Raw genomic sequence first — 25140 nt, 5'->3', positions numbered from 1 at the left:
GTCCGGCGGCCGGAAGGTGTCCTGATGCTGGAGGAAGCCGAGGAGATCGGCAAGCGCGCTCGCAGGGCGAGGCTGCGACTGGGCATGCCGCAGGCCGACCTGGCGACGGCCCTCGGAAAGTCGCAGGGCTGGGTGTCGAAGATGGAGCGTGGCCTGATCGAGCTGGACCGGGTCGGGCTGCTCAACCAGGTGGCCGCGGAACTACACGTCCATCCCAACGACCTGATCGGACGCCCGTACAGCAGCTCCCCCGACGACAGCCAGTGGCAGATCGCCGCCTCGTCGATCCTGCGCGAGCTGCGCCGCTACGACCTCGTCCCCGTCTTCGACGGGGTCCCCCGACCGGCCTCACAGCTATGGCGTGAGGTGACCCGGCTGCACCGCCTGCGGGACACCGCCTCCAACGTAGCGATCCTCCGAGTTCTCCCAGATCTGTTCCGGGAAGCGCGGGCTCTGGCGGAGGACTCGGACGGCCACGAGCGGGAAGAGGCGTACGCCGTCTACGCCGTGTGCTGCAAGTTCGCGCACACCGCCGCGCACGCCCTCGGGCACCCGGAGCTTGTGGCCATGGCGTGCGAACGGGCCGCGTGGTCTGCCAGGTTGTCGGGAGATCCGGTGCTGCCTGCCGTCGCCGACTGGATGCGCGTCTGGGACATGTGGGCGACGGCTGACTGGACCGACGCTCTGACCCTCTCGGACAAGGCGATCGCCTCGGTGCAACAGCCAGCATGGTGATCCGCTGGCCGTACGGGCTTGGGGCACGCTTCAGCTTCGGGCGGCCATCTCCGCCGCTCGGGCCAACCGCCCATCGGAAGCGGAGGACCGGATCGGACACGCGAAGGACGCGGCGGAACGCATGGACGCGTACGTCGGCGCACCGGTGTACGACCGGCATTCGCTGACGTTCTCCGCCGGGAACGTGCAGATCCACGCGATCAGCGTGGCCCTGGAGATGGGCAAGCAGGGCAAAGCTCTGGAGATAAACCGCCGCACCAGCCCGAGCCTGGTCGGGGCACTCCCCAACTCCCGTCAGGGACACCACCACATGGACGTGGCGCGGGCCTGGCTGTGGGACGGGAACCGAGCAAAGGCCCTCACCGAGCTGGAGACGGCTGAGCGGATCGCGCCGCAGCTCGTACGGAACCACCCCATCGCCCGTTCAACGCTCCGCAGCATCGTCTACGCGGAACGAGCAGCCACAAGGGAGAAGCTGCGGCACATGTCCGACCGCTTTCACCTGGACGGATAGGGGTCGTATTCCTCCGGCTCATATTCGAGGCTCGTCGTGTCCCTAACTTCGGGGCATGACGCGACGACGCTCTTCTCATCTCCGCTCGCAGGGTGCCGAGTTAGGTACGGCAGCACCGTTCGTTCCACGGCTCGGCGACCTCGCCACGGACAGCGCTCACGATGGCCGTGTCGGGGTCGTGGTCGCTCTCCCCGGTGAGGGCTCCGCTACGACGTACCACCTGCGTCCGCCCGGGGGCGGGGCCCCCTGGTCCGCGCCCGCCGCCGGAACTACGCTCAGTTCCGTGCCGGTGAGGGCAACCCACGCCACGCTCTCGGCCGGACGGGACGCGGTCTATGACCCGAGGGCTCGACAGGGATCGGTTCCCATCGAGTTCCACCTGGATGACGGCTCGACCCTTGATGGCGCGCTCATCCTCACCTCTGCCGAGGTGGTGTGGCTGCACCAGCAGACCAGCCGCCTCGTCGACGCACACGAACGCGCCCTCGGCGGCACCCCGTGACCGAGCCTCGGCGACGCCACGCCCGAAAGGCCGCGCCGCGCTCCGTACGCCCCAAAAACGGAGGCATCGCGCTCACGCTCCTGGCGGTCGCTGGCCCGGCGGGACCGGCCTGGGCACTGCGTGAGCAGGCTGCCCCGCTCCTCAACAGCCTCGGTCACCAGCCCGCCGCCATCTCAACGGACGCGAGCCCGCCCTCCGACCACTGACACAACTCCGCTGTCCGGGTCGTTCACCCCACCTTCCCGGCCAACGGGACCTGCCATGCACCCGGAACATCCAGGCGTGTTTCTCCAGGGAGAGATCGTGGACATCCCGTACATCGTCATCGACCAGCTCACCCCCGACCAACAGCAGGTCTGGAAGACCTACTTCGGCGACGCCGACCGACCCCGCTACATCGAGGAAGGCATCTGGCGCCGTACGCAGGAGAAGGCCACGGCTGACCAGAGCGGCTGGACGGCCGCCGACGACGCCCGGCGGCGGATCATCCACTACCGCTACCGGTACGGCCTGGTCCCCACCACCGCCGCGCCGGCCATCGGCCTGACCGACCTGTACCTCTACCACTCCGCTACCGCTCCAGCGGATGAGATCGACGCGCACCACGACGCCCTGTGGGACTCGCTCGCCACCGGCGGCTGGAAGGAGGCTCCCGGCGGATTCTTATGGACACGCCGGGATCTGAAGTGCCGGATCACCGAGCACGACGCCCACCCCCAGGACGCGGCGGCGGGCCGTACCCTCCCCGTCGGCTACCGGAGCCTGGACGTGCAGATCGCCTCGGTGTCCTACGCGCCGCCGCCCGCTGTCCGGCAACTGCCGTGGAACGTCCTGTCCACCGGGATCAGGTGCAAGGACCGCCCCGGTACGCCGACCCGCGTCCCGGACCTGTCCGTCCTCGCGGACCTGCTGCCGTTCCAGGTGGAGATCGGATGCGGTACGTCGGTCGAGGCGGGCATCCCGCCCCTGCACCGGCTCCACGAGATCTATCGAGTGACCGACCGCCAGGGTCACGAGCCGAGGGAGCACAGCTTCACCCTCTCCCCGACCGCGGACACGCTCCTCCACGAGGTGCTGACGGAGCCGGAGGAGAAGACGGCGGAGTTCGTGGAGATGTTCCGTGCCTGCTTCCTGGCCGAACCAACTCCGGCCATGTGGGCGCTCAAGGAACTGAAGGACGCCGGTCACCTCGTCGGCCCGGTCATCACCAACAACTTCGACGTGCTCGCGGCGCGCGCCGGGCTCGACGAGTGCTTCATGCGCCGCTACGACCAGGCCGTACCCGACGTCGAGTGGGTGGACGGCGCCAAGGCTCTCCTCGTCGTCGGCCTGCACGCCGACCGCCGCAAGGTCCAGGCACGCGCCCGCGCTCGCGGCATGCAGGTCGTCTACCTGGACCCGGAGGGCTTCTGGCGCGACGGCCAGTTCATGCCGTACCCGCTGGAAGGGCCCCAGGACGGTGACCTGGTGTGCCGGGCCACCGCCGCCGAAGCGCTGCCCGCTCTCGTCAACGTCCTGAAGCAGAAGCGAGGTTGAGCCACCTGCACGAAGAGGGCCGCGCCGGGTGTTGGCGCTAGCGTGACGCACCCGGCCGGCCCGGACTCCCCTGGGCGGGCGAGAGGCAAAGAAAGGAGCGTCGACCCATGCGCGTATCCGTCATCGGCTGTGGTCACCTGGGCATTCCCCACGCCGCTGCCATGGCCGAGATCGGCCACGAGGTCATCGGCGTGGACCTGGACCAGGCGAAGATCGACCGCCTCAACGCCGGCGAGTGCCCCATCTACGAGGACGGCCTGCCCAAACTCCTCAGCACCCACACCGCCACCGGCCGCCTGCGGTTCACCACCAGCCTCGCCGAGGCAGCCGAGTTCGCCGACATCCACTTCCTCGCCGTGGGCACGCCGATCGACGCGGACGGGCGGAGCTACGACACCGGGCAGGTCTTCGGCGCCGCCCGCGCCCTCGCCCCGCACCTGACCCGCCCGACCGTCATCGTCGGGAAGTCCACGGTCACCGTCGGCACCTCCCGCGACCTCGGCGCTCTCCTCGCCCGCCTCTCTCCGGCCGGTGAGGACGTGGAGGTCGTCTGGAACCCCGAGTTCCTGCGCGAAGGCCACGCCATCGACGACACCCTGCGACCCGACCGGATCGTTGTGGGCGTGCCCTCGGCCCGCGCCGAGGACGCGGTACGCCAGGTCTACGCACCCCTCCTGGCGAACGGCATCCCTCTGTTCGTCACCGACCCCGCCACCGCCGAACTCATCAAGGGCGCCGCCAACGCCTACCTCGGCATGAAGATCTCCTTCATCAACGGCGTCGCCGACATGTGTACCGCCGCTGGAGCCGACGTCCAGCAGCTCACCGAGGCCATCGGCCTGGACCCCCGCATCGGCCGCGGCGGCCTGAACGCCGGCCCCGGCTACGGCGGCGGCTGCCTCCCGAAGGACGTCCGCGCCTTCACCGCCTCCGCCCGCACCCTGGGCGCCGCCGAGGCAGCGACCATGCTGCGCGCGGCGGAGGAGGTCAACGAATCCCGACCCAACGCCGCGCTGAGGCTCATCGAGCAGACGCTCGGCCGCCCCGTCGACGGCGTACGCATCACGGTCTGGGGCGCTTCCTTCAAGGCCGGTACCGACGACGTCCGCGAATCCCCGGCCCTGGCGATCGCCGCACTGATGCACCAGCGCGGCGCGACCGTCACCGTCCACGACCCGCACGCCGTGCCCACAGCACTGCGCCGCCACCCCGAACTCGACTACTGCGAAACCCTCGAAGACTCCGTCGAGGCGGCCGAGCTGATCGTCCTGGCCACCGAATGGCCCCACTTCCGCGAGGCCGACCCCAAGGCCCTCGCCCCACTGGTCGCGGACCAGGTCCTCGTCGACCTCCGCAACCTCATCGACGCCGACGCCTGGCGCATGGCCGGATGGACCGTACGCCAGCTCGGACGACCCGCACAGGAATAGCCGAACCCATCGATCGGAGGTCCGACGTGGACACCCTGTGGGACAACATCGAGAAGCTCTCCGCCGTCTGCCGAGCGGCCGGCGCCCACCTCCCCGACGAGGAGCTGAAAGCCCTCCAGGTCGGCAAGGTCGCCGAGGAAGCCGGCGAGGCCATGCACGCCCTCCACGGCCTGAAGGGCCTCACCACCTGCGGCGACGACCACGACTGGTCCGAGGTCCAGAACGACCTGGTCGGCGCCGTCATCGCCGCCCTCCTGGCAATGCACTACATCGATTCCACGGGTGTTCGCGCCACCTTCGACGAGATCCTCCACCGCAGGACTCGTAGAGGGCGCGAGGCTGCTGGCGCAGTCTGACGCCCGCTGAACGCACCGCCGGCCGCGCCCCATGAGGTGCGGTCGGCGGCCGTAACTTAGGGCCGCCATCGCGTGGATAGGTATGTCAAGCCCTCACTCCGAGCACGATCTATCTACTGCGTCAAGGCACCCGCCGCGCGGCGGTACAGCCCGTGCGGCGCCCCCCGGGCCTGGGCTCCTGTCTCCGCCCCGCTGCAAGCCCATCCGCCGGCTGCATGCCTGATCGGGTTGATGGCTGGCTACTCCCTCCATGACCGGACGGCCAGCCCCGCGAAGGCTAAGTGGTCGCCGCGCGCCATAGTTCGCAGCTCGATCCCACGTCTTGTGGCAAAGAGCCAGTCGCACATCGCCCACCGTGACAAACTGCCCCATCGGTAACGCAAGTTATCTGCTTACAAGCCTTTCTCTGCGCCCACGGCTTCACCACGTGCGAACACGTGCGACCGCGGACGGAAGCATGTGCACGTCAGGAGCGATCGGTGAGCGTAGGTCAGCCAGCACAGCCTCAGCAGCACGAGCGGCCACCAGCCGTAACCAGGGTCGAAGTCAAGAATTTTCGCCTACTACGGGAGGTGAGCGTGACTTTCGATGAGGACGTTACTGTATGCGTGGGCAGAAACAATACAGGGAAGACTTCCCTCGCCGAGGTGCTCAGCAGGTTTTTGCGTCCCGGTGAAATTAGCCTACGCCTAGAGGACTTCTCCGCAGAATCATATATAGAGTTCGCCGAAGCGTATCGAAGGTTCTCTAAAGGCGACGAGGCCGAGGCCAGGACACTGCTACCCGAAATCTCTACAAAAGTCTTCCTGGATTACGACAACAGTGCGGGCGAATACGGAGATCTGGGTCCTCTCATCGTCGACCTTGACCCGGATTGCACTCAGGCCATTATCGCCATTCGCTACGCACTCAAGCCTGGAGCGATGAAGGACTTCTTCCGTGATGCACCAAAAACGCTGACAGGAGAATGGAGCGAATCCCTGCTACTATCCCTCGTCGGCCCACGGATTCCCCACCTCTACGAGCGCACAGCGATTGCCATCGACCCGACCGACATGACCAATTTTCGCGACATTTCGATGACAGACGTCGCCCGTGCCATCAAGGTCGATTTCGTAAAGGCACAGCGGGGTCTCGATGACGAAAAGGAACGCCCCAAGGACCAGATCGGCAAGATTCTTGAATCGCTATTTATGGTAGCCGCCAAGGCCGACGATGGATCCATCCTGAAGGATTTCGCAAATAGTACCGAAAACGCCTTGGAAGAGATCGTCGAAAAGCTAAACACTCACTTGCAGGAGATGTACAGCAGGATGGCACCGACTGTCTCTGAATTCGGCTATCCAGGCTTGGGAAACAAAAACTTTTCAACGCGGACCACTCTCGACCCCAAGCGTCTTCTGTCGAACTTCACCAGCATCAAGTATCCCGGTTCGGCCGGCGTGGAGCTCCCCGAGTCATACAGCGGGCTCGGGTCGCGTAACCTTTTGATGATCCTCCTAACACTCTTCAGTTACTATCGGGAGTACTCGGCTCGGGGTAGCAAATCGTCCGTACATTTGGTGTTTATCGAGGAGCCTGAGGCGCACCTCCATCCGCAGATGCAAGAAATCTTCATTCATCAATTGGGCGTCTTCAAGAATAAGTTTCCGACTGCGGATGGGGAAGATCAGAGCTGGAACGCCCAGTTCCTAGTAACGACGCACTCTGCGCACATTGCCAATAGAGCCGGATTCCCTGCCATTAGGTATTTTCGCTTGTGTGAGAGTGAAGATGTGCACGAGGCAAGCAGCTCAACAATCCTCAATCTAGCAGAGGCTCCGGGAGTTGATAAGGACTTCCTGCACAAGTACCTGACGCTCACTCGCGCTGACCTTTTCTTCGCTGATAAGGCAATCCTCATCGAAGGAACGACCGAACGCATTTTTATCCCTGCTGCGATTGCCGACTTCGACGACGCCAAACAGGAGAATGGAAGTATTAGTCTTTCGAGTCAATACGTGAGCGTTATGGAGGTAGGCGGCGCACACGCGCACATCTTCTACCCGTTCCTTGATTTCCTCGGTTTGCAGACGCTCGTCATCACTGACCTGGATCCAGCGAAGGTAGGATCCAGCTCGCAGCGCCTCGAGGCTTGCTGCGTCCATGAGGGTACAGCGACAACTAATCAAGCCATTAAAAAATGGTTCGAATATTCCGAACTATCCCCTGCCGACCTGCTCAAGAACGCCGAGCACGGTACTCCAGTCATCGGCAGGCGCGGCCTTGCCTATCAGATCCCCGAAACCACCATCGACGGTCCGTGTGGGCGCACGTTCGAAGACGCCTTCATTTTGGCTAACCCGACAAAATTCAACCTGCCGAGCGCCGAAAGTAAACCCACTTCCCAGATCGAACTGGACGCTCGCGAAGAGGCGAGGAAGTACAAAAAAAGCGACTTCGCTCTCACCTTCGCCATTGAACAGAAAGATTGGAAGGTACCACGCTACATCCAGCGTGGTCTCGAATGGCTACTCGATCAGGCGGCCGCACCGGAAAACGATGAGGACACGGCATCCCTCGGCGAGGTTCCTTCGGTCGGTCAGGTGGCGGTCCGATGAGTCAGATGGGTGTCAGCGTCACGACGGCCGAGGAGGAGAGCAAGGAAACGCTGCAGAGCATCCTTGCGGCATTGAGTGACGGGCGCAACTTCAAGTTGGAGGCCGGAGCCGGGGCGGGAAAAACCCACTCCCTAGTCGATGCCCTCCGACACATTTTGATAAATCGACGCCGGTTTCTTCCGCGCCAGGGGCAGCGTGTAGCCTGTATTACATACACAAACGTTGCCCGGAACGAAATTATTCGTCGCACCGATGGCAGCCCTCACATCTTCGCCGAAACCATTCACGGATTCCTCTGGGAAATCATCTCTCCTTTCAGGAAGTCACTGCTGCGCGAAATCCCACATTTGTCCGGCTGGGATAGAATCTTGGAGGGACAGGCCAGCCTGGAGGCGTGTGACATCTCCTACGACCTTGGATTCCGAGGAATACACGAGAATACTGTTCGACTCCATCACGATGACATTCCTGCCCTCGCTATACGTCTTTTCGTCAACCAAAAGTTTCGGGACCTGGTATCCGACAGATTTCCCATCATTCTTGTGGATGAATATCAGGACACTCCCTCCGGATTGGCCGAGGTCATGATTGGAGAGCATGCGCTCTCCTCGTTCGGATCCTCCTACGGATTCTTCGGCGATCATTGGCAGCAGATTTACGATAAGACCTGTGGATCGATTGATCATCTACCTGTAGCGTTGATTCAGAAGCGTGCGAACTGGCGATCCAGTCAAGCCGTCGTCGACGTCCTCAACCATATGCGCCCGGAGTTGCCCCAGGCGGCGGTGAGCGATGCCGAGCCTGGATCCGTAACCGTATATCACACAAATAGTTGGACTGGGCCACGAGGCACCCACTCAAAGAAGGGGCAAATCCCGGACGACGTCCTTAAAGAAACACTTCGCTGGATTACAGAGGATCGGCTGCATCGGCAGAAGAGTTGGGACGCCGATGGGCACCCCAAGGTGCTGATGCTGACTCACTCCTCGATTGCCTCCGAGCTAGGCTTCATCAATATCGATCGGTCTTTTAGTCGCAACGAGGATTTCGTACGGAAGAACGATGACGTCGTGGCATTTCTGCTGGACGTCATCGAACCCTGTTGCGACTTCTTCAATAGCAAGCAGTACGGCCCCATGTTCGATCTCTTGAAACGCTCCAGACCTCGCATGGTACAACGTAGCGATAAGACCGGCTGGACGGATCTTTTCAAAACGATCAATGCTGCTAGAGCGAAAGGAACCGTCGGAGACGTCTTGAACATTCTCCTTCAACAGAAATATTTTTCTCTCCCGCAATCAGTCACCAACAGGCACCGCAATTGGGAACTTGCCCTACGGGACCTCGAGGATGGGCAAGAAATTACTGAACCTCGTCGCCTGGCGAGCTATGGAAAGTTCAGAAGCGTCGACTATCGCGAGGTTATCGCGCTGCGCGATTATGTTGAAGAGAACACGCCTTTTTCCACCCAGCACGGTGTCAAGGGAGCCGAGTATCCGCGCGTTCTAGCCGTTTTTGGTGGCGGCTGGACCCAGTACAACTTTCCGGACATGTTGGCTAACTTCTCTCAGCGGGATTCATTGAGCGCGCAGGGCAGAAGGCGCTTCGAAAGATCGCGCAACCTGTTCTATGTAGCATGCTCGCGCGCTCAAAAAGATCTCGTCCTCCTGTTTACAACTCATCTTTCCTCCAGCGCTTTGGAGACTCTCAAAGAATGGGTAGGTGACGTCAGTATTGTAGACGTTCAGTACTCGCCAGAGGGAATTAAGCCCCCCTCCGCCTGAGTTCAGTGACAGCAGGGAGGTTGAGAGTCATGGCGGAGCGCACGAACCGTGCGCAGCGGCCTGAAGCGCCGGCGGCACTTCGATTCCGAGCATCCCGGCCTGAGCGTTGCCTGCACCTTGCCGGTGAGAAGTGGCGTGCCGCACTATTCGCCGTATGAATGAATACGATCGCCAACCCAACCCAGGCACCGGCCTGCGGGGGCCAAGGTACGCCCGCCGCAACCAGATCAATCCCACCGCTGATGCAGCCGAAGACGGGCGGTGGGTGGCTGCGGACGAATCGGGCTGGGATGGTGATCAGCTGCACGGAGCGCCGCGCAGCCGTTACCTCTCGGTCGGATCGGTGGCCATCAGCGACGCCGATGCCGAGTCCATCGTGGAAGAGATCCGCAAGGCCACTCGCTTGCAGGCTCCGGAGCTGAAGTTCTCCGGAGCGTTCGCCGGCTCGAAAAATGGCACGCGCCGTCCGATTCTCTCCAGCCTGCTGGCGCCGGGCGGTGCTCTGCATGGCCGGGCCTCGGTCTATCTCATCGACAAGCACTACTTCGTCGTTGCCAAACTGATCGACCTGTTCGTCGAGGAGAAGCTCTACAAGCAGGGCCGTGACATCCGTGGCTCAGGCCAGGCTCGGAAGATGGCCCGCAGCCTGTTCACCGAAGGGCCGCGCGCTTTGGGGGCGCCACTCTTCGACCGCCTGCTGGCATCGACCGTGGCCTTCACCTCCCAGAAGAACCGGGACCAGCGGGTGACGCCCGACGACTTCTTCGACGTCATCGAGCAAGCGTGGACCCGCTCTCACCGACGCAACGTCACAGATACGCTGGCCCTGCTACGCACCACCAGACAGGAAGCAACGGAGTACGTCCGAGACGCCTTCGAGCCCCATGGCACGCTCCCGCAAGCACTCGAGCCGCTCATCCCGACCGTCCGTGCGGTCACCGAAATCTGGTCGCGGAAGCTAGGCAGGGTGAACATGTTGGTCGATGACCAGAGGGCTCTGACCGATGTGAATCTCGACGACATCGAGACGGATATACGCGACCGCGGACATCCGGAGTTCCGCTACCTGTCCCGCGGCTTGCATCTGGGCCATCTCCGGCGAGGGAAGTCTGTGGAGCATCCGTCACTGCAGCTCGCGGACTTGTTGTCCGGGGCCGGGTACGCGGTAGCGGAGCGTCATGCCGGAGTGCCGAACCCCGCAGGAGACGACCTCCACTCTGCCGTTGTGCCGCTAATCGACCAAATGAGCATGCTCCCGCACGATGAGCCCGCGAGGGTGGCTCGGCCTGGAGCACCGTCCGTCACGAGTCGCACCGGGTGAATTTAGGAGGCTCCGGCGACGATACGGAGTTCGCCGCCTGCGGACTCGACGAGGTGACAATCAGCTGGCTGCCTCAGGGGGGACAGACTTGGGCCGACGACATCGGGGGACGACTTCACGAGCTCGGATCCCCGCACGAGGACTGATGGCCTGACCGCATGCCCACTACACGACAGGCCGCAGTTCGCGAGAGGGACTGATTGCCTCTCGGCCGTCGTGCCCCATCCGTGCCCTTCGGAGCGGACAACAGCGGTCAAGCACGGCGCCCCTAGACCACGCCGACCTCACCTGGACCGGTTAAACATGCAGGTCAGGGGTGCTTCGCCAATCCAAGCACCGCTGATTCCCAAGCTCAGAGCGCGAGTTCGATTCTCGTCACCCGCTCCACGACTAAGGCCCAGGTCATCGACCCGGGCCTTGTTTGTTGTCTGGACCTGTCTAGGTGCGCCTCCCTGACCGAAGTGCCGCCCGGACCGCGTGCTCAACCGACCGTGACCGGACTGCAAGGTCCCCTGGTGTGAGAACGCGGGAACAGGGTCTGGTGCAGACCGCGCCGTATGAGTGGGCGGGCGAGGTCCGGGGCTCCTTGCCTACGGTTGGGTCCCTGGTGCCGGTGGCGGCCCTGCCCCCGGTGCCGGGTCCCGCACCACGGATCCCGACGCCCAAGTGCGAGCCTGTCGGAGCAGTCAGGAAGTGACCAGCGCGCGCGGTCCTGCGGGTCCCCGCCCCGTGACAGAGGGCTACGGTCGCTGCCTCAACCGGTCGACGATCCCCCACTCAACTACATGCGACAGCTGGGTGTATGTCTCCTTCCCCGAGGCCGAGGTCCGCTCGTCGCGGAAGCCCAGGAACTCGTACGACACCGGGTCGAAGATCAGGTACTTGCCCTTGTAGGACCCGTGCCCGGTGTGGGCGATCCCCACGCCGGTCCGCCCCGCGGAGTCCTTCACTCCCGGGATCGTCTTGACGCCGGGCACGTGGGCCAGAGCCTCGTATGCCGCGGGGCGCAGCCCCTGGGGCAGTACCGGGTTCTTCAGGAGCTCGCCGAGCAGCCAGTAGGCCTCATACCGATGGGGTTCGTCGAGATCGCTGATCGACCGGCCGTCGGGGCGGGAGCCGGAGGCGAGGATGGCCAGGACGAGCCTTTCAGGGTCTTGAGGCAGCTTCTTCAGCTCCCTCCACTTCCGGGGCGGCCACACCCCGTTGCCCTTTCCTGCGGGCTCCTCCCACATCTCGCGGCCCAGTTCCATGGACAGGGAGGGCTTGGAGCCACCCACCGAGTCCCACATCTCGTCGGTGTAGGTCCGCACCTTTCCGGTCCTCTGCTCCGTCTCCTTGATGATCCGCTTTGAGTAGACGAACTGGTCGTCGCGCGGCGCCACCGGCTCCCTCTCCTGCTCTCGCTCCGACGCCGCCGCCCCGTTCAGCACCGTGACGGCGGCGTACTCCAACCGTGGGGTGCTCGCAGCCGGTGCGCCGCCCTCGTCGGAGCCGTCCGTGCCGATCAGCACTGCCGTCCCCGTGACCGCCGTGGCGACCACCGCAGCTGCCACAAAGCGCAGTGCATTGCGGCGACCGAGGCCGGTGCCGGTGCGCTCGTCCGCGTGGGCCACCGCGTTGAGCAGCCGGTGCCGGGCCAGAGCCTTGGCCGGGCCGTTGAGCGGGGTCGCGTCCGCGTCCCACTCCCTCACGAGTTCGAGTTCGTCATTCATGGTCGGATACCTCTCGCAGTGCCGTCGGGTTTGATCCGCCCAATGCTTCGCGCAGCTTGCCTCGAGCCCGGTGTAGCCGTGATCTGACCGTACCCACGGGGATGCCGAGGGCCTGGGCAGTTTCCTCGTAGCTGAGACCGCCCCAGGCGACCAGCAGCAGCACGTCCCGGTGGCGAGCGGGCAGCGCGGCAAGCGCCGCAGCCAGCTCGCGGCGTACGGCCCGCGCCATCACCCGGTCCGCGGCACGGTCGGCCAGCGGCTCGTCGTGATCGGTGAGGGCCGGGACCCGGGCCATGGCCTTGAACCGGCGAGCCTCGGCCCGCCGGTGCCGGCTGATCAGGTTCGTAGCTATGCCGAACAGCCAGGGCTGGGCATCGGTGCCAGTGCCGCGGGCCGGGTCGTAGCGATGGCGCTGCTGGAATGCGGTGGTGAAGGTCTCCGCCACGACGTCATCGGCGACCTCGTTGCCAAGGCGGCGGGCCGTGTAGCGGTGCACGGCGTCGAAATGCCGGTCGAAGAGCACGGCAAACACCTCGGGCTCATCCCGGGACCGCGCGATCACTGAGGCGTCGCTCTCTGCATCGGCACGCGCGGTGCCGATGCAGACACCTGCTCCGATGGCCATCGGGGCTCCTCTCGTCCCAGGGACGATGCTCGACTACTGGGCTTTCACCTGTCCTTCGCCCCTCGCGCCGAAGCGGTTCCCTCAGCTCCTCGGCAACACCGTGGTCTGCGGCCCCGACCCAGCCGTTCGTGCGCCTCACCGACCGCCGGACGGTCACCACCTCCATCTCCACCCGCAAGCGGAACGTGGCCGTCTAGCAGCGGCAGGATCAGCACCAGCAGACCCCGGCCGCACGGCCCGCCGCCACGACCGCGCCCCCCACAGCCCGTCGCCGGGCCGCGCTGTTCCCGTGCGCCGGACTGCAACCTCGCGGAGGCCGGTATCGGGCCCCCACCACGGACGTTCACCGGGATGACTGCTGGGCGCGCAAGCTCCTCGCGATGCTGCGGGTCTTCCACGACATGGGAGCCGAACTGGGCTCTGTCCGGCGTCAAGGTGGAGCCAGTCACTGAACAGGCGGCGAAGGCGGCGGCTGAGCTTCTCAAAGACGCCGGACTGCACGGACACAAGTACGCCATCGACGCCACGGTCGCCGAGGTCGCCCTGCGCCAGCCGAAACCCGTCGCCCTCCTCACCTCCGACAGCGACGACATGACCGGAGTCTGCGGAAACCAGGTCCGCATCATCCCTCTCTGACGCGCCGGCCCACGCCGAGCACGCCCCCTGGCAGGATCAGCTGTATCGCCCCCGTGCCCCATCCGTGCCCAGCAGATCGGACAACAGCGGTCAAATACAGCCTCCAGAGGCCATGGCGACCCCAGCTTCCGCGCAGGGAAGTGCAGGTCAGAGCCCTTCCGGTGACTCAAGCACCGCTGATTCCCAAGCTCAGAGCGCGAGTTCGATTCTCGTCACCCGCTCTTTCAGAAGGGCCCCGGTCGGAGACCGGGGCCCTTCTTGTGTTCGGTGCCGACCCATGGTGTGGAGGCTGTGGGGACGGCCGGAACCACGTGGGTGTGGGCATGCGTGGTGTCCTAGCGTGTGCAGTGGTGAAGGGCGACAGGCCACGTACGGGAAGGGCTTCCAGTGGGTGACGGGGCAGCGCTGGCGGATCGGATAGCCGAGCGGCGGGCCGGGGTGGGTGACCCCGGGGCCTTGTTGGGTGAGCTGCGGCGGGCCCTCGTGCTCGTGCCGTACGACCGGGGTGGGCTGTGGACCGCCGAGTTCGGGGGGATCCGGTGGGTGTGCGGGTTCACCGACGAGGCCGCTCTGGCCCGGTTCGCCGAGGAGCGGGCCGTGGTGGAGGGGACGGCCGGGGCCGCCTCCAGGAGTTGGGAGTACGCCGTGTTTCGTGGGGCGCGGTTGCTGGATGAGGTCATTCCGGCGATGGGGGTGCCGGCCGGGGTCGCGGTGAACGTAGCTGATCCGGACGGGGCGATGTTGTTCCCGCCGGTGGTGGGGATCGTGCCGGATGCCGTCGCCGTCGATGCCGATGCCAATGCCGACGTACCCAGCGGGGGGCGGGGGCTGTGAGCGGTACGGGTGCTGAAGACCTCAACGTCGATCCGGTCAGTGTTCAGCAGATCACCAGCGGACTGCGTGGGGCCGTGGCCGAGTTGAAGGAGATCGGCACCGGTACGGGGGCCGTGCTCGGCAAGGGGCTCTCGGACCTGTCGATGACGGGCATGGAAGCCGGGCATCACGGGCTGTCCGTGGACTTCGAGGACTTCTGCGAGCGGTGGGAGTGGGGGGTGCGGGCGCTGGTCCAGGACGCCAACGCGATAGCGGCGAAACTGGGGTTGGCGGCGGGGATCGTGTGGGAGGAGGACCAGTACGTCCAGGGCACGCTGAAGATCGCCGTGAACGCGGGCGTCGGGAACCCGCATGCGTCGGAGGACGAGATCGTCCAGCAGGGGTGGGGCGATGTGCTCACCCCGGACTATCTGAGCCCCGACTACAGCCGTGAGTCGTTCGAGCGAACGTCGGACGAGGCCGGGCAGACCTGGAAGGACACCGGACGGGCCCTCGTCACGGAAGGGAACGGTGGGCGTCGGGCGGAGCAGCTGAACGAACTGTTCGGCGTGGATCAACAGGCGTTCGACCGGTCCGTGGACGACGTGTTCGGGCCATCGCCCGAGGAGCGGGCCCGGCAGCAGCAGGAGCAGCAGGGCGGCGGGGGGAACTAGGGCATGGGGTTCAAGGATTTCGTCAGCGACATCACGCCCGATGTCGTCGAGGACGCGGTCGAGGACGGTGTCGAGTGGGCCGGTGACCGGGTCGAGGACGCCGGGAACTGGGCCGGTGACCGGCTGGATGACGCCGGCTGGGAGTCCGGGGCGGACTGGGTCCGGGAGAAGTCCCGCTCCGTCGCGAACCGGATGGGCGCCGAGGTCGACGAGATGGACCTCGGGCAGACCGAGGACAAGACCAAGCTCATCTACGGGAGTCCGTCCAAGATTCGGGCCTCCGCCACCCATCTGAGGAAGTTGCAGGAGTCGTTCGACCAGGTGGGTGGTGGTCTCAAGGGAGTCGACTCCTCCGCGATCAAGGGGCAGGCCGCCGACGCCTTCCGGGACTCCGTGTCCATCGAGCCGCCCAAGTGGTTCAAGGCCGCCGACGCCTTCGAGAAGGCCGCGGGCGCACTCGACTCGTTCGCGGGGACCGTGGAGTGGGCGCAGGGGCAGGCGCAGACCGCGATCGACAAGTGGAAGGCCGGAACCAAGGCGTCCGAGGACGCCAGGGACGCGTACAACGAGAAGACGACCACGTACAACACGGCCGTCGACGCCTACAACGCCAAGCCCTCCGACCAGCGTGATCCCTCCTCGCTGCCGCCCAAGCCCGGCGCGTTCAGTGACCCGGGCACCGCCCGGATGGAGGAGGCCCAGGAACTCCTCGCGGAGGCTCGTAAGCAGCGCAACACGGCAGCTGAGACCGCGCGCAATGCCGTCACCGCGGCCCGTGACACCGCGCCGCCGAAGCCCCGGTACGCCGAGCAGGCCATGGACGGGCTCGCCGAATACCAGGTGATCAAGACCCATATCGCGGGCGGCGTCGTCAAGGGCGCGGCGGGCATCCTGAACTTCGCGCGGAGCGTCAACCCGACCGATCCGTACAACATCACGCATCCAGCGGAGTACGCGCTCGCGCTCAACAACACCGCCGCCGGGCTCGTCCGGGTCGCCAACGACCCCTGGGGAACCGGCAAGCAAATGATCGACGGGTTCATGAAGGACCCCGCCGAAGGGTTCGGAAGGCTCCTGCCCGACCTGGCCCTCACCGCCGCGACCGGCGGTGCCGGGGCCGGTGTCAAGGGCGCTCGGGTGGTGAAGGAAGCTGCCGACCTCGCCTCCGACGCACGCAGACTGGAGCGCGCCGCACCCGACGGCACCCACAACCGCCCTGACGGCATTCGCACTATCCAGGGCACCGACCCGGTCGACCTCGCCTCCGGGCGCATGTTCCTGCCCCAGACCGACGTTGTCCTGCCCGGCGTGCTGCCCCTCTCCTTCACCCGCCGGGTGGAATCGAGCTACACCGCGGGCCGGTTCTTCGGCCCCTCCTGGTCTTCCACCGTCGACGAACGCCTGGAGATCGACGCGGCCGGCGTCATCCACGTCACCGACGACGGACTGCTGATCACCTACCCCCATCCCGTGCCAGGGCTACCCACGCTCCCGGGCTCCGGGACCACGCGGGGCGTCCTGGGCCGCGACGTAGACGGCGACTACACCGTCGCCGATCCCTCAACCGGTCTCGTACGCCACTTCGCCGCTCCGCCCGGATGCGAACCCGGTGGAGACGGTGCTGCCTGGCTCGTCCAGATCACCGACCGGAACGGGCAGACCATCTCCATCGACCGCACCGAGGACGGCACCCCCCTGGCGCTCGTGCATGCGGCGGGATACCAGATCCGGACCACGACGGCCTCCGGACTCGTCACCGCGCTCGACCTCGTCGGTTCACCGCGCACGGCGAGCGACCACGTCGACGGTGACGCGCCGAAGCGCCTCATGGGGTACGGCTACGCGGATGGCAACCTCGTCACCGTCACTAAGCCGTCGGGCGCGTCACTCACGTTCACCTACGATGGCCGCCGCCGGGTCACTTCGTGGACCGACTCCAACGGCTCGCGCTACGCGTACGCCTACGACGACCAAGACCGGGTGGTCGCCGAAGGGGGCGAGGCAGGGCACTTCCAGCTCACTCTCACCCATGGCGAGCCGGATCCCTCAACCGGTCGACGGCTCACCACGCTGACCACGGCCGACGGGCGCAGTACGAAGCACCTGATCGATGGCGCGTGCCGCATCCTGGCCACCACCGATCCGTTGGGCAACACCACACACTTCTCCTACGATGACTCGGGCCGTCAACTGACCCGTACCGACCCCGTCGGGCACACCACCGCCTTCGCCTACGATGCGGCGGGCAGACTCACCTCGATCATCCGACCCGACGGCAGCGAACAGCGCACGGACCGCAACCAGCTCGGTCTACCCAGCCGGTTCACCGGGCCCGACGGCGCCCGCTGGGAGCAGGAGTTCGACGACCGGGGCAATCGCGTCGCTGTGACCGACCCCGCCGGGCAGAGCACTCGCTACGGCTTCGACGCACAGGGCCGTCTCGTCTCGGTCAGCGACCCGCTGGGACATGTCACCAAGGTGAGCTGCGATCCGGCCGGGCTGCCACTGGAGGTCACCGACCCCCTGGGTGGAGTGACCCGCCACGAGCGGGACTCCCTGGGCCGCACCGTGCGCGTGACGAACCCGGTGGGGACGGTCACCGTCTTCACATGGTCTGCCGACGGCCATCTCGCGCAACGCACTGGACCCGACGGCACAACGGAGACCTGGACATACGACGGTGAAGGAAACCGCCTCACCCATACCGACCCGGTCGGCGGTGTCACCCGTTTCGAATACACCCACTTCGACCTGCTCAAGGCACGCACGGGCCCGGACGGCGCGCGCTACGAGTTCACCCACGACGCGGAGCTGCGGCTGACCCAGGTCACCAATCCGCAGGGCCTGAACTGGTCGTACACCTATGACGATGCCGGGCGGCTCGTCTCCGAGTCGGACTTCGACGGGCGTGTCCACGTCTACCACCGGAACTCCGCCGGACAGATCAGCGCGCGCACCAATCCGCTTGGCGAGACCATCACCTACACGCACGACTCACTCGGCCGGGTGGTGGGAAAAGACGTTGCGGGCCGGGTCACCGCGTATACCTATGACCGGGCTGGACGTCTGGTGGAGGCTTCCGGGCCGGACGGCGACCTCATGTACCAGTATGGCCGCGGGGGGCACGTCAAGACGGAACTGGCCGACGGTCGTGTGCTCACCTTCGCGCACGACGCCTTGGGCCGCCGTACCCACCGGACCACTCCCACCGGGAAGCGCACCACCCGCGAGTACGATTCGGCCGGACGTCTCACCGGCCTGAACAGCGGCGACCACCGCGTCACCTTCGCCTACAACGCCACCGGTCGCGAGGTACAACGCGCCTTTGGTGACACGGTCACCCTGACCTCGGCCTGGGACGAGGCAGGCCGCCTGTCCGCGCAGCACCTGCTGGCGGGCGACCGCTTGGTGAACCGCCGCTCCTACAGCTACCGGGCCGATGGCCATCTCGAGGCGATGGACGACGCCTCGCGCGGCCTTCACCGCTTTGGCCTCGATGAGGCAGGCCGAGTCACCGAGGTCACCGCCGCCAACTGGACCGAGACATACGCGTACGACACCGCGGGCAATCAGACCTCAGCCTCTTGGCCCTCGTACCACCCCGGCAGCGATGCGGCCGGCGCGCGCGAATACACGGGCACGACCCTCGTTAAGGCCGGCAAGGTGCGCTACGAACACGACGCAGCCGGGCGTATCGTCCTGCGCCAGATAGCCCGGCTCTCCCGGAAACCCGACACCTGGCGTTACGCATGGGACGCGGAGAACCGCTTGGTCTCCACCGTCACGCCCGACGGCACCCGTTGGCGCTACCGGTACGACCCCTTGGGGCGCCGCACAGCAAAGCAGCGTCTCTCCCAGGACGGCGAGACGGTGCTGGAGGAGACCCGTTTCACCTGGGACGGCACCACCCTCTGCGAACAGTCCACCGAATCGGCCGATCTGCCTCACACCGTCACCCTGACCTGGGACCATCAGGGCACCCGCCCCTTGGCACAGACGGAACGTCTCCTGGACGCGGAGGCATCCCAGGAAGCGATCGACGAACGCTTCTTCGCCATCGCCACCGACCTTGTGGGCAGTCCCACCGAACTCGTTGACGAGGCGGGCACCCTTGCCTGGCGCAGTCGCACGGCCTTGTGGGGTACGACAGCCTGGGCCAAGGGCAGCACCACCTACACTCCGCTACGGTTCCCGGGGCAGTATTTCGATCCCGAAACCGGCCTGCATTACAACCACCACCGTCACTATGATCCCGAGACCGCTCGCTACCTCACGCCGGACCCTCTGGGGCTGACTCCCGCTCCGAATCCGTCCACCTATGTCCACAACCCTCACACCTGGGCGGACCCACTCGGACTCGCTCCCGAATATCACGAGTTCTACTCGGTCCAGGATGCTGCCAACGCGACTCGTCTGCGAGGAGACGGAACACCCTGGCCGACAGAAGATATTCGTGGACAATACGGAGAAGGTGTCTACTCATGGGGGTCAGCGGAGGAAGCAGCTCGCTACGCGGAACGGCTCCGCGGCCGTGGAGCCGACGTCGAAGTTCTGAGATTCAGAATATCCGACTCAGATTTCTCGTCGCTACATAAAGCCGATGTCGTGGAGATGTCTCCTGCTGAGGCAGAGGCGTTCATGGACCGGTACAGTCGCCTATACGGAGACGGAAAGCCTCACGACTTCGACTATATCCGCGGCCACACAGGGATGGGCGACGAACACTACTTCCACAGGCGAATTTTCGATCTTCTCAATTTCGGCGACTGAAGGAAATCATGACCGAAGTATTCAAGTTCCGCTTCCGAGGTCCAGCAGGTGGGATCGCAGTCAACCTAAAGGCAGAAGCCGCCACACTGGTCGACGGGATCCCACCACACAGCATGCAGATCTATAAAAAAGTCTGGCTCAGCCTACCCGCATCCGGCCTGCACTGGAAAGACGCCGCCTGGCTGGCGTTCGGGGTTTCCCTAAATGCTCACGCCCTGAGCGAACTCCTGCCCGATGGAATTTTCATTCACGTATCTTCACTCGATTACCCCCTGAGCGACTACCAGGCCGAGGCGGCGGCTTTGGCCATGGACGGGTGGCTTCATGAGCGATTTGATATGGAAAGTTCAGGCGCTACCGTCAGGTATGAGGTCGCGGAACGCCAGTTCACATTCACTTGGGGAGGAACTGCCCACCCCTTCTCCGATGCGCCGAACTGAGATCCTCTGTCCGATATCCTCAACGACCCGCGTCACCGTCACGCTCTCCAGCGATCAAGCCGCGGAGGCGCGCAAGCTCACAGACAGCGTCTCCGGCTATGCGACGAAAGCCGTAGCCCAGCCAGATGCGACATCAGCGTCCGGGGTACGACGCAGAACCGCACCAATGCGCGGCACACCATTGCTCCGAGGACCAGCCGTTGTGATGCCGTGAAGGCCGGCTGCGGATTCGGCTCCCACCGGCCGAAAGCCGGGCATCTACGGTGCTGGCGCCCAGCCTTCCCGCTCATGCCCCATCCGTGCCCAGCGGAGCTGGACAATAGCGGTCAGGTACGGCTTCCGCAGACCATGTCCATCCGGCGACCGACGTAACAGCGCGGCTCAGCACCTCTCCAACCTCGTCGCCGGGAATGGCGTTCGGCTGGACCTGGACTCGGGTCGTGTGACCGATCGGCCGCCTGTGGCCGCGAGACGCCGGGGTGGCCTCGCGCACGGGCCGGCCCGGGCCCCGCCCAGGGCAGCCCGGTCGTCGGTCTCGCCGGTCAGGCTGCACCGATGTGGCTGAAGCCGAGCGGCCGGAGCCGGGCGCTCTTCCCTGCCGGCGGCGCGATGCGCTATGCCTGCCTGATCGCCTAAGGAGGCCCTGGTGACCACGGCTCGGAAACCTCACGCATCGGGTACACCCGCGCAGATGACCCACTTCGACGACATCTACGGCCGGCCGGACCCACGCTCGTACTTCGCGACCCTGGGACCACTGGACTATCAGGCACCCCATCACGCCCAGCGTCTCTTCCGCCGCCTTCTGCCTTTCGCCGGCTTTCCCGAGGACCACGCTCGCCGGGCCGGCCGGGACGGCGTGCCGGGGGCCACGGTGTTGGACATCTGCTGCTCGTACGGCATCAACGCGGCTCTGCTCAACTATCACGTGACGCTTCGGGAGTTGTACGACCACTACACCTCGCCGCAGGTCGCCCAGTTGACGACCGACGAACTGATCAAGGAGGACCGCGAGTTCTACGCGGCACGACGCCGCACCGACGCCGTGCCCGTCATCGGTCTCGACATCTCCGCGCCGGCCATCGCCTACGCCCGCTCGGTCGGCCTGCTCGATGACGGGTTCGCCGAGAACCTGGAAACCGGTCCGCCCAGCCCGGCCCTGCACCAGGCCACGCGCGACACCCGCCTGATCACCGTGACCGGCGGGGCGACCTTCCTGTCGGCCCTCACCTATCGGGCGCTCCTGAAGGGCAGGCAGGAACCACCCTGGGTGGCCGCCCTCGTCCTGCGGACCGTTCCCTACAAGGACACCTCCGACGCCCTGACCGAGTTCGGCCTGACCACGCAGAAGGACACGTCCCGCACCTACCCACAGCGGCGCTTCACCGACGCCGACGAACAGCGCTACGCCATCGCCGCGGCGTCCGCGGCCGGCAACGACCCCCGAGGCAAGGAGACCGACGGCCACTTCCACACGGCCCTGCACCTGTCACGTCCCCCCGCGCACGCGGCCGCTCATCCGCTGCACACCCTGCTGCAAGACCCATAGGCCCCCACCGCTCACTTCGGGGTGGTGGGCGCAGACACCCCCGGCGGCCGGGCGCACGCTCCGGCCCGAGCGAGCCGTCACGACACACGACAGGGCCCCGCGACGCGGCCGGCCGGCCGGCTGGTCGGGCGGTCGGCCGAGAAGCGGGGTCCCTATCGTGATGTTCTCGTCCTCTGCTTGCGTGGTCCGCAGCCGTGGCGACGTCTGTGTCCAGTTGTTCGCACCGGCACGGCTCCACTCACCGCTTCAGGACGAAGCGGCAGGCCCTGGAGTCCCTGGGCTCCGAGCCGAGCCGCTCCTGATCCTCCAGGGCCGCGCCGACGAGATCCGGTCGCGGCGGCTGATCTCAGCGGCCGACCGCGCAGGCGTCCCCGTTGAGCATGAACCGCGGCGGGGACGACGCATCGCCGGTATGGGTGGCGAGATAGCCGAGGGTGATGCTCGCGCCGGGAGCGATCGTGGCGTTGTGCGAGGTGCTGGCGGCCTTGATCGTGTTGCTTCCCTGGGTGAGGTCGGTGTTCCAGTCGGAGGTGACGGTCTGCCCGAGAGCCAGCGGGAACTCCAGTGTCCAGCCGTTCACCGGAGTGCTGCCGGTGTTGGTGACCGTCAGGTCGACCGTCGTACCGGTGCCCCATGCCCGCACTGTGCTGTCCACTCGGCAGGTGGGTTCCTCCTGGGTGAAGGACACGCGGTGCAGGCCGCCCGGCAGGTCGTTGACCACGTAGAACTCGCCGTCGACGGTCGTGCCGATCGCCGTCACCTGGGTGGGCATCTCCCCTATCTCGGCCTGCTCGTAGCCGCCTTCGCCATCGGGGCGCAGCGCCCAGACGGTGGACGAGCAGTAGTCGGTGGCGATGTACGTGCCGCCGACGATGCCGGCGTGCTCCTGGCCCCGGTAGACGTGACCGCCGATGACCGAACAGCCGCCGGTGTACGGGGAGTAGGTGAAGACCGGCGCGGTGTACGTTTCGCCGGGGTCGCAGTCGCCGCCGCTGAACCTCTCCAGTCCCTCGTAGCAGGACCAGCCGAGGTTCAGGCCTCCCTGTCCGGGCCCGATGTGATCGACCTCCTCCCACCGGCCCTGGCCGACGTCGCCGATCCACATCGAGCCGTCGACGCTGTCGAAGGAGAAGCGCCACGGGTTGCGCAGCCCGTACAGCCAGATCTCCGCGCGGGCGCCGGGGGTGTCCACGAAGGGGTTGTCCGCGGGAACGCAGTAGGGGAGCCCGCCGCAACTGCGGCTTACGTCGATGCGCACGATCTTGCCCAGCAGGGTGTCCAGTCGCTGCCCGGCCCGGAGGGGGTCCGCGGAACCGCCGCCGTCACCGATGCTCCAGTACAGGTGGCCGTCCGGGCCGAACGCCAGCTGGCCACCGTTGTGGTTGCTGAACTCGGAGTGCGGCTGGGAGAGCAGGACCTCCAGGCGGGAATCGTCGAGCCGGTAGCGGGCGACGGTCACCGCACCGTCGGGCAGTGCCGTGTACGCGAGGTACACGCTGCGGCTGTCGTCGAAGTCGGGCGGGACGGCGATGCCGAGCAGGCCGCGCTCGTTGCCCGATTCGTCCACGGCCGACGTGATGTCGATGAGCGGCTCCGGGTTCAGGCCGGTACGGGGGTGGTAGGCCCGTACGGTTCCGGACTTCTCGGTGATGAACAAGCGGTCCGTGCCGTCGTCGGGTGCGACGACGGCGGTCGGCCGTCTCAGTCCGTGCGCGACCTGGGTGGTGGTCGCGCGGAGCGACGGAAGGGGGACGGTGGAGGAGTTCGCCGCCGCGTCGGCCGGTGTGGCGGCCGCCGTCGCGGGAGGGGGCGCCGCGAGCGACTGGGCGGCGGCGGGCAGTGCGGTGATAGCGGTCAGCAGGAGGGCCAGCAGGATCTGCCCGGTCCAGCGGTGTCGCGACATGTCGGCTCCGGAGTCGAGGACGCTTGCGCGGCGGTGGCGTCGGTATGCGGCGGTGGCGTCGGTATAGGGAAGGGCGCGGGACACGAGGAGTCCCGCCGGGCGTGTGTCGTCCGGCGGGATCACCCGGTGTGCGGCAGTCCCACCGGACGTGTGCCGACCGGTGGGACCACCCGGTGTGCGGCAGTCCCACCGGGCGCGTGCCGACCGGCGGGATCACCCGGTGTGCGGCAGTCCCACCGGGCGCGTGCCGACCGGCGGGATCACCCGGTGTGCGCTGAGGTCAGCCGAAGTTCACATCGCTGCACAGGAAGTACGTCTGGTCCATGTGCGATGCCTGCCAGATCGTGTAGACGACGTGGTGACCGGTGTAGCCGGACGTGCTCACGGGGATCGAGTAGTTCTGGCTCGGCCCGTACCTGCCGGTCTCCGCGACCAGTTCGAGGTCATTCCAGCCCAGCGCCTGGGTGGTGGGGTCGAAGCCTTGCCGGCTGACGTAGACCTTGAAGTAGTCCGCGCCGTGGCTGGCCTGGTCGTACAGCTCGACGGTGAAGTCATCGGTGATGTCGGTGGTCTTCCACGCGCCCACGGTGTCCAGCGCGTTGTAGCGACCGCCCTCGGTCCGGCCGCCGCTGCACAGCTGGCCGTCCGGTACGACCGCCTGGAAGTTGCCCCCGGAGCCGTTGCGGTACAGGCCGTTCCAGTTCCACATGGCGTTCGGGTTGGCCTGCCACGCCTGCCAGCACATCGGGTCCTGCTGCGCCATGTCCGGGTTCTGGAAATCGCTGCCCCAGCGCTGCCAGCAGTCGTAGGCGCGTGAGGCCGGGTCGATGACCGACCCGTGAGCCGCGGCTGTGCCGCTCCAGGCGGTCATGCTGAGAAGCACCGCCGCGACCGTGGTCAGGACGAGCGTGGGAATGCGCCACATTTTAGTGTCGCGTACATGACAATTCATGATCTCTTCCTTCGGTGGGGGGCCGGGGAACCCGGCGGGGGACGAGGTGTGGGAGCGCTCCCGCGCTTCCACAGTGCGCATGGCGTGGCGGGACGGGCAATATCTGTTCACGCCACTTCAACGCCACATGGCGCAAAGCGTCCCCCGGTGGCCGGGGACCTGACCGGTGGCGATCAGTGGCGCGGGGGCCCCGGGCATCCTCGTGTTTCCGGCCCCGGCGACGGCGCCCCGCTCATGACCTGCCTCCTTGGCGGGCCCGCCCGTCGAGGAGCGGTGCCGGCCGGGATC

16 protein-coding genes and 2 pseudogenes are annotated in these 25140 nt (G+C 66.2%); 14 read left to right on the top strand and 4 right to left on the bottom strand.

From position 1 onward, the window contains the following. Positions 1-24: 24 nt before the first annotated feature. From PSQ21_RS18435 to PSQ21_RS18400, 8 genes and pseudogenes are all read left to right on the top strand, one after another. A pseudogene (locus PSQ21_RS18435) lies at positions 25-1249 on the top strand (helix-turn-helix domain-containing protein). A 283-nt stretch (positions 1250-1532) separates the two neighbouring features. Then, positions 1533-1751 (top strand): hypothetical protein, encoded by a 219-nt coding sequence (locus PSQ21_RS18430; protein WP_274031647.1) that lies wholly within the window; start codon positions 1533-1535, stop codon positions 1749-1751. 303 nt (positions 1752-2054) lie between these two features. After that, the gene (locus PSQ21_RS18425; protein WP_274035824.1) at positions 2055-3287 is read left to right on the top strand and encodes a hypothetical protein; all 1233 of its coding nucleotides are present in this window, start codon (positions 2055-2057) and stop codon (positions 3285-3287) included. Positions 3288-3394: 107 nt separating this feature from the next. Beyond that, complete coding sequence (locus PSQ21_RS18420; RefSeq protein WP_274031646.1) at positions 3395-4717, top strand: UDP-glucose dehydrogenase family protein; 1323 nt, start codon at positions 3395-3397, stop codon at positions 4715-4717. Between the two features lie 26 nt (positions 4718-4743). Continuing rightward, positions 4744-5073: a MazG-like family protein gene (locus PSQ21_RS18415; protein ID WP_274031645.1), complete on the top strand. Its 330-nt coding sequence runs from the start codon at positions 4744-4746 to the stop codon at positions 5071-5073. Between the two features lie 437 nt (positions 5074-5510). Beyond that, positions 5511-7673, top strand: a complete 2163-nt coding sequence (locus PSQ21_RS18410) for an ATP-dependent nuclease (protein ID WP_337961677.1) — start codon at positions 5511-5513, stop codon at positions 7671-7673. Positions 7674-7678: 5 nt separating this feature from the next. After that, positions 7679-9457, top strand: coding sequence for a UvrD-helicase domain-containing protein (locus tag PSQ21_RS18405; RefSeq protein WP_274031641.1), 1779 nt, complete (start codon positions 7679-7681; stop codon positions 9455-9457). Positions 9458-9611: 154 nt separating this feature from the next. After that, entirely contained in the window at positions 9612-10778 is a 1167-nt protein-coding gene (locus tag PSQ21_RS18400; protein WP_274031639.1) for a hypothetical protein, read from the top strand. A gap of 740 nt (positions 10779-11518) precedes the next feature. On the opposite strand, the gene PSQ21_RS18395 is transcribed toward PSQ21_RS18400, so the two are convergent. Together PSQ21_RS18395 and PSQ21_RS18390 are read right to left on the bottom strand one after the other, a co-directional pair. Further along, positions 11519-12490 (bottom strand): CU044_5270 family protein, encoded by a 972-nt coding sequence (locus PSQ21_RS18395; RefSeq protein WP_274031637.1) that lies wholly within the window; start codon positions 12488-12490, stop codon positions 11519-11521. Beyond that, positions 12483-13115, bottom strand: coding sequence for an RNA polymerase sigma factor (locus PSQ21_RS18390; RefSeq protein WP_274031636.1), 633 nt, complete (start codon positions 13113-13115; stop codon positions 12483-12485). Before PSQ21_RS18390 ends, PSQ21_RS18395 begins: the two co-directional genes overlap by 8 nt. A gap of 380 nt (positions 13116-13495) precedes the next feature. Here PSQ21_RS18390 and PSQ21_RS18385 point away from each other — a divergent pair. The 6 genes and pseudogenes from PSQ21_RS18385 to PSQ21_RS18355 all read left to right on the top strand — a co-directional run bounded on the left by PSQ21_RS18385 (position 13496) and on the right by PSQ21_RS18355 (position 21997). Further along, positions 13496-13751 (top strand): annotated as a pseudogene (locus PSQ21_RS18385) (hypothetical protein). A 387-nt stretch (positions 13752-14138) separates the two neighbouring features. Next, entirely contained in the window at positions 14139-14585 is a 447-nt protein-coding gene (locus PSQ21_RS18380) for a hypothetical protein (RefSeq protein WP_274031635.1), read from the top strand. After that, a complete protein-coding gene (locus tag PSQ21_RS18375; RefSeq protein WP_274031633.1) occupies positions 14582-15238 on the top strand; it encodes a hypothetical protein in 657 nt (218 codons plus the stop codon). Before PSQ21_RS18380 ends, PSQ21_RS18375 begins: the two co-directional genes overlap by 4 nt. Before the next feature lie 3 nt (positions 15239-15241). Beyond that, complete coding sequence (locus PSQ21_RS18370; RefSeq protein WP_274031632.1) at positions 15242-20008, top strand: putative T7SS-secreted protein; 4767 nt, start codon at positions 15242-15244, stop codon at positions 20006-20008. Positions 20009-20016: 8 nt separating this feature from the next. Further along, the gene (locus tag PSQ21_RS18365) at positions 20017-20448 is read left to right on the top strand and encodes a hypothetical protein (RefSeq protein WP_274031631.1); all 432 of its coding nucleotides are present in this window, start codon (positions 20017-20019) and stop codon (positions 20446-20448) included. Between the two features lie 691 nt (positions 20449-21139). After that, complete coding sequence (locus tag PSQ21_RS18355; protein WP_274031630.1) at positions 21140-21997, top strand: hypothetical protein; 858 nt, start codon at positions 21140-21142, stop codon at positions 21995-21997. 346 nt (positions 21998-22343) lie between these two features. Here PSQ21_RS18355 and PSQ21_RS18350 read toward each other — a convergent pair whose 3' ends face one another. Continuing rightward, positions 22344-23900 (bottom strand): PQQ-dependent sugar dehydrogenase, encoded by a 1557-nt coding sequence (locus tag PSQ21_RS18350; RefSeq protein WP_274031629.1) that lies wholly within the window; start codon positions 23898-23900, stop codon positions 22344-22346. Between the two features lie 280 nt (positions 23901-24180). Further along, positions 24181-24852, bottom strand: coding sequence for a lytic polysaccharide monooxygenase auxiliary activity family 9 protein (locus PSQ21_RS18345; RefSeq protein ID WP_274031628.1), 672 nt, complete (start codon positions 24850-24852; stop codon positions 24181-24183). Positions 24853-25140 lie beyond the last annotated feature (288 nt).

This window comes from Streptomyces sp. MMBL 11-1, assembly GCF_028622875.1.
In the GTDB taxonomy this organism is placed as follows: Bacteria; Actinomycetota; Actinomycetes; order Streptomycetales; family Streptomycetaceae; genus Streptomyces.
This window is presented reverse-complemented; position numbering and strand designations above follow the sequence as displayed.

Coding starts and splice junctions, on each gene's coding strand:
- PSQ21_RS18370 (WP_274031632.1), top strand. CDS start 15,242: ATGGGGTTCAAGGATTTCGTCAGCGACATCACGCCCGATGTCGTCGAG.
- PSQ21_RS18345 (WP_274031628.1), bottom strand. CDS start 24,852: ATGAATTGTCATGTACGCGACACTAAAATGTGGCGCATTCCCACGCTC.
- PSQ21_RS18365 (WP_274031631.1), top strand. CDS start 20,017: ATGACCGAAGTATTCAAGTTCCGCTTCCGAGGTCCAGCAGGTGGGATC.
- PSQ21_RS18400 (WP_274031639.1), top strand. CDS start 9,612: ATGAATGAATACGATCGCCAACCCAACCCAGGCACCGGCCTGCGGGGG.
- PSQ21_RS18355 (WP_274031630.1), top strand. CDS start 21,140: ATGACCCACTTCGACGACATCTACGGCCGGCCGGACCCACGCTCGTAC.
- PSQ21_RS18390 (WP_274031636.1), bottom strand. CDS start 13,115: ATGGCCATCGGAGCAGGTGTCTGCATCGGCACCGCGCGTGCCGATGCA.
- PSQ21_RS18350 (WP_274031629.1), bottom strand. CDS start 23,900: ATGTCGCGACACCGCTGGACCGGGCAGATCCTGCTGGCCCTCCTGCTG.
- PSQ21_RS18420 (WP_274031646.1), top strand. CDS start 3,395: ATGCGCGTATCCGTCATCGGCTGTGGTCACCTGGGCATTCCCCACGCC.
- PSQ21_RS18405 (WP_274031641.1), top strand. CDS start 7,679: ATGGGTGTCAGCGTCACGACGGCCGAGGAGGAGAGCAAGGAAACGCTG.
- PSQ21_RS18395 (WP_274031637.1), bottom strand. CDS start 12,490: ATGAATGACGAACTCGAACTCGTGAGGGAGTGGGACGCGGACGCGACC.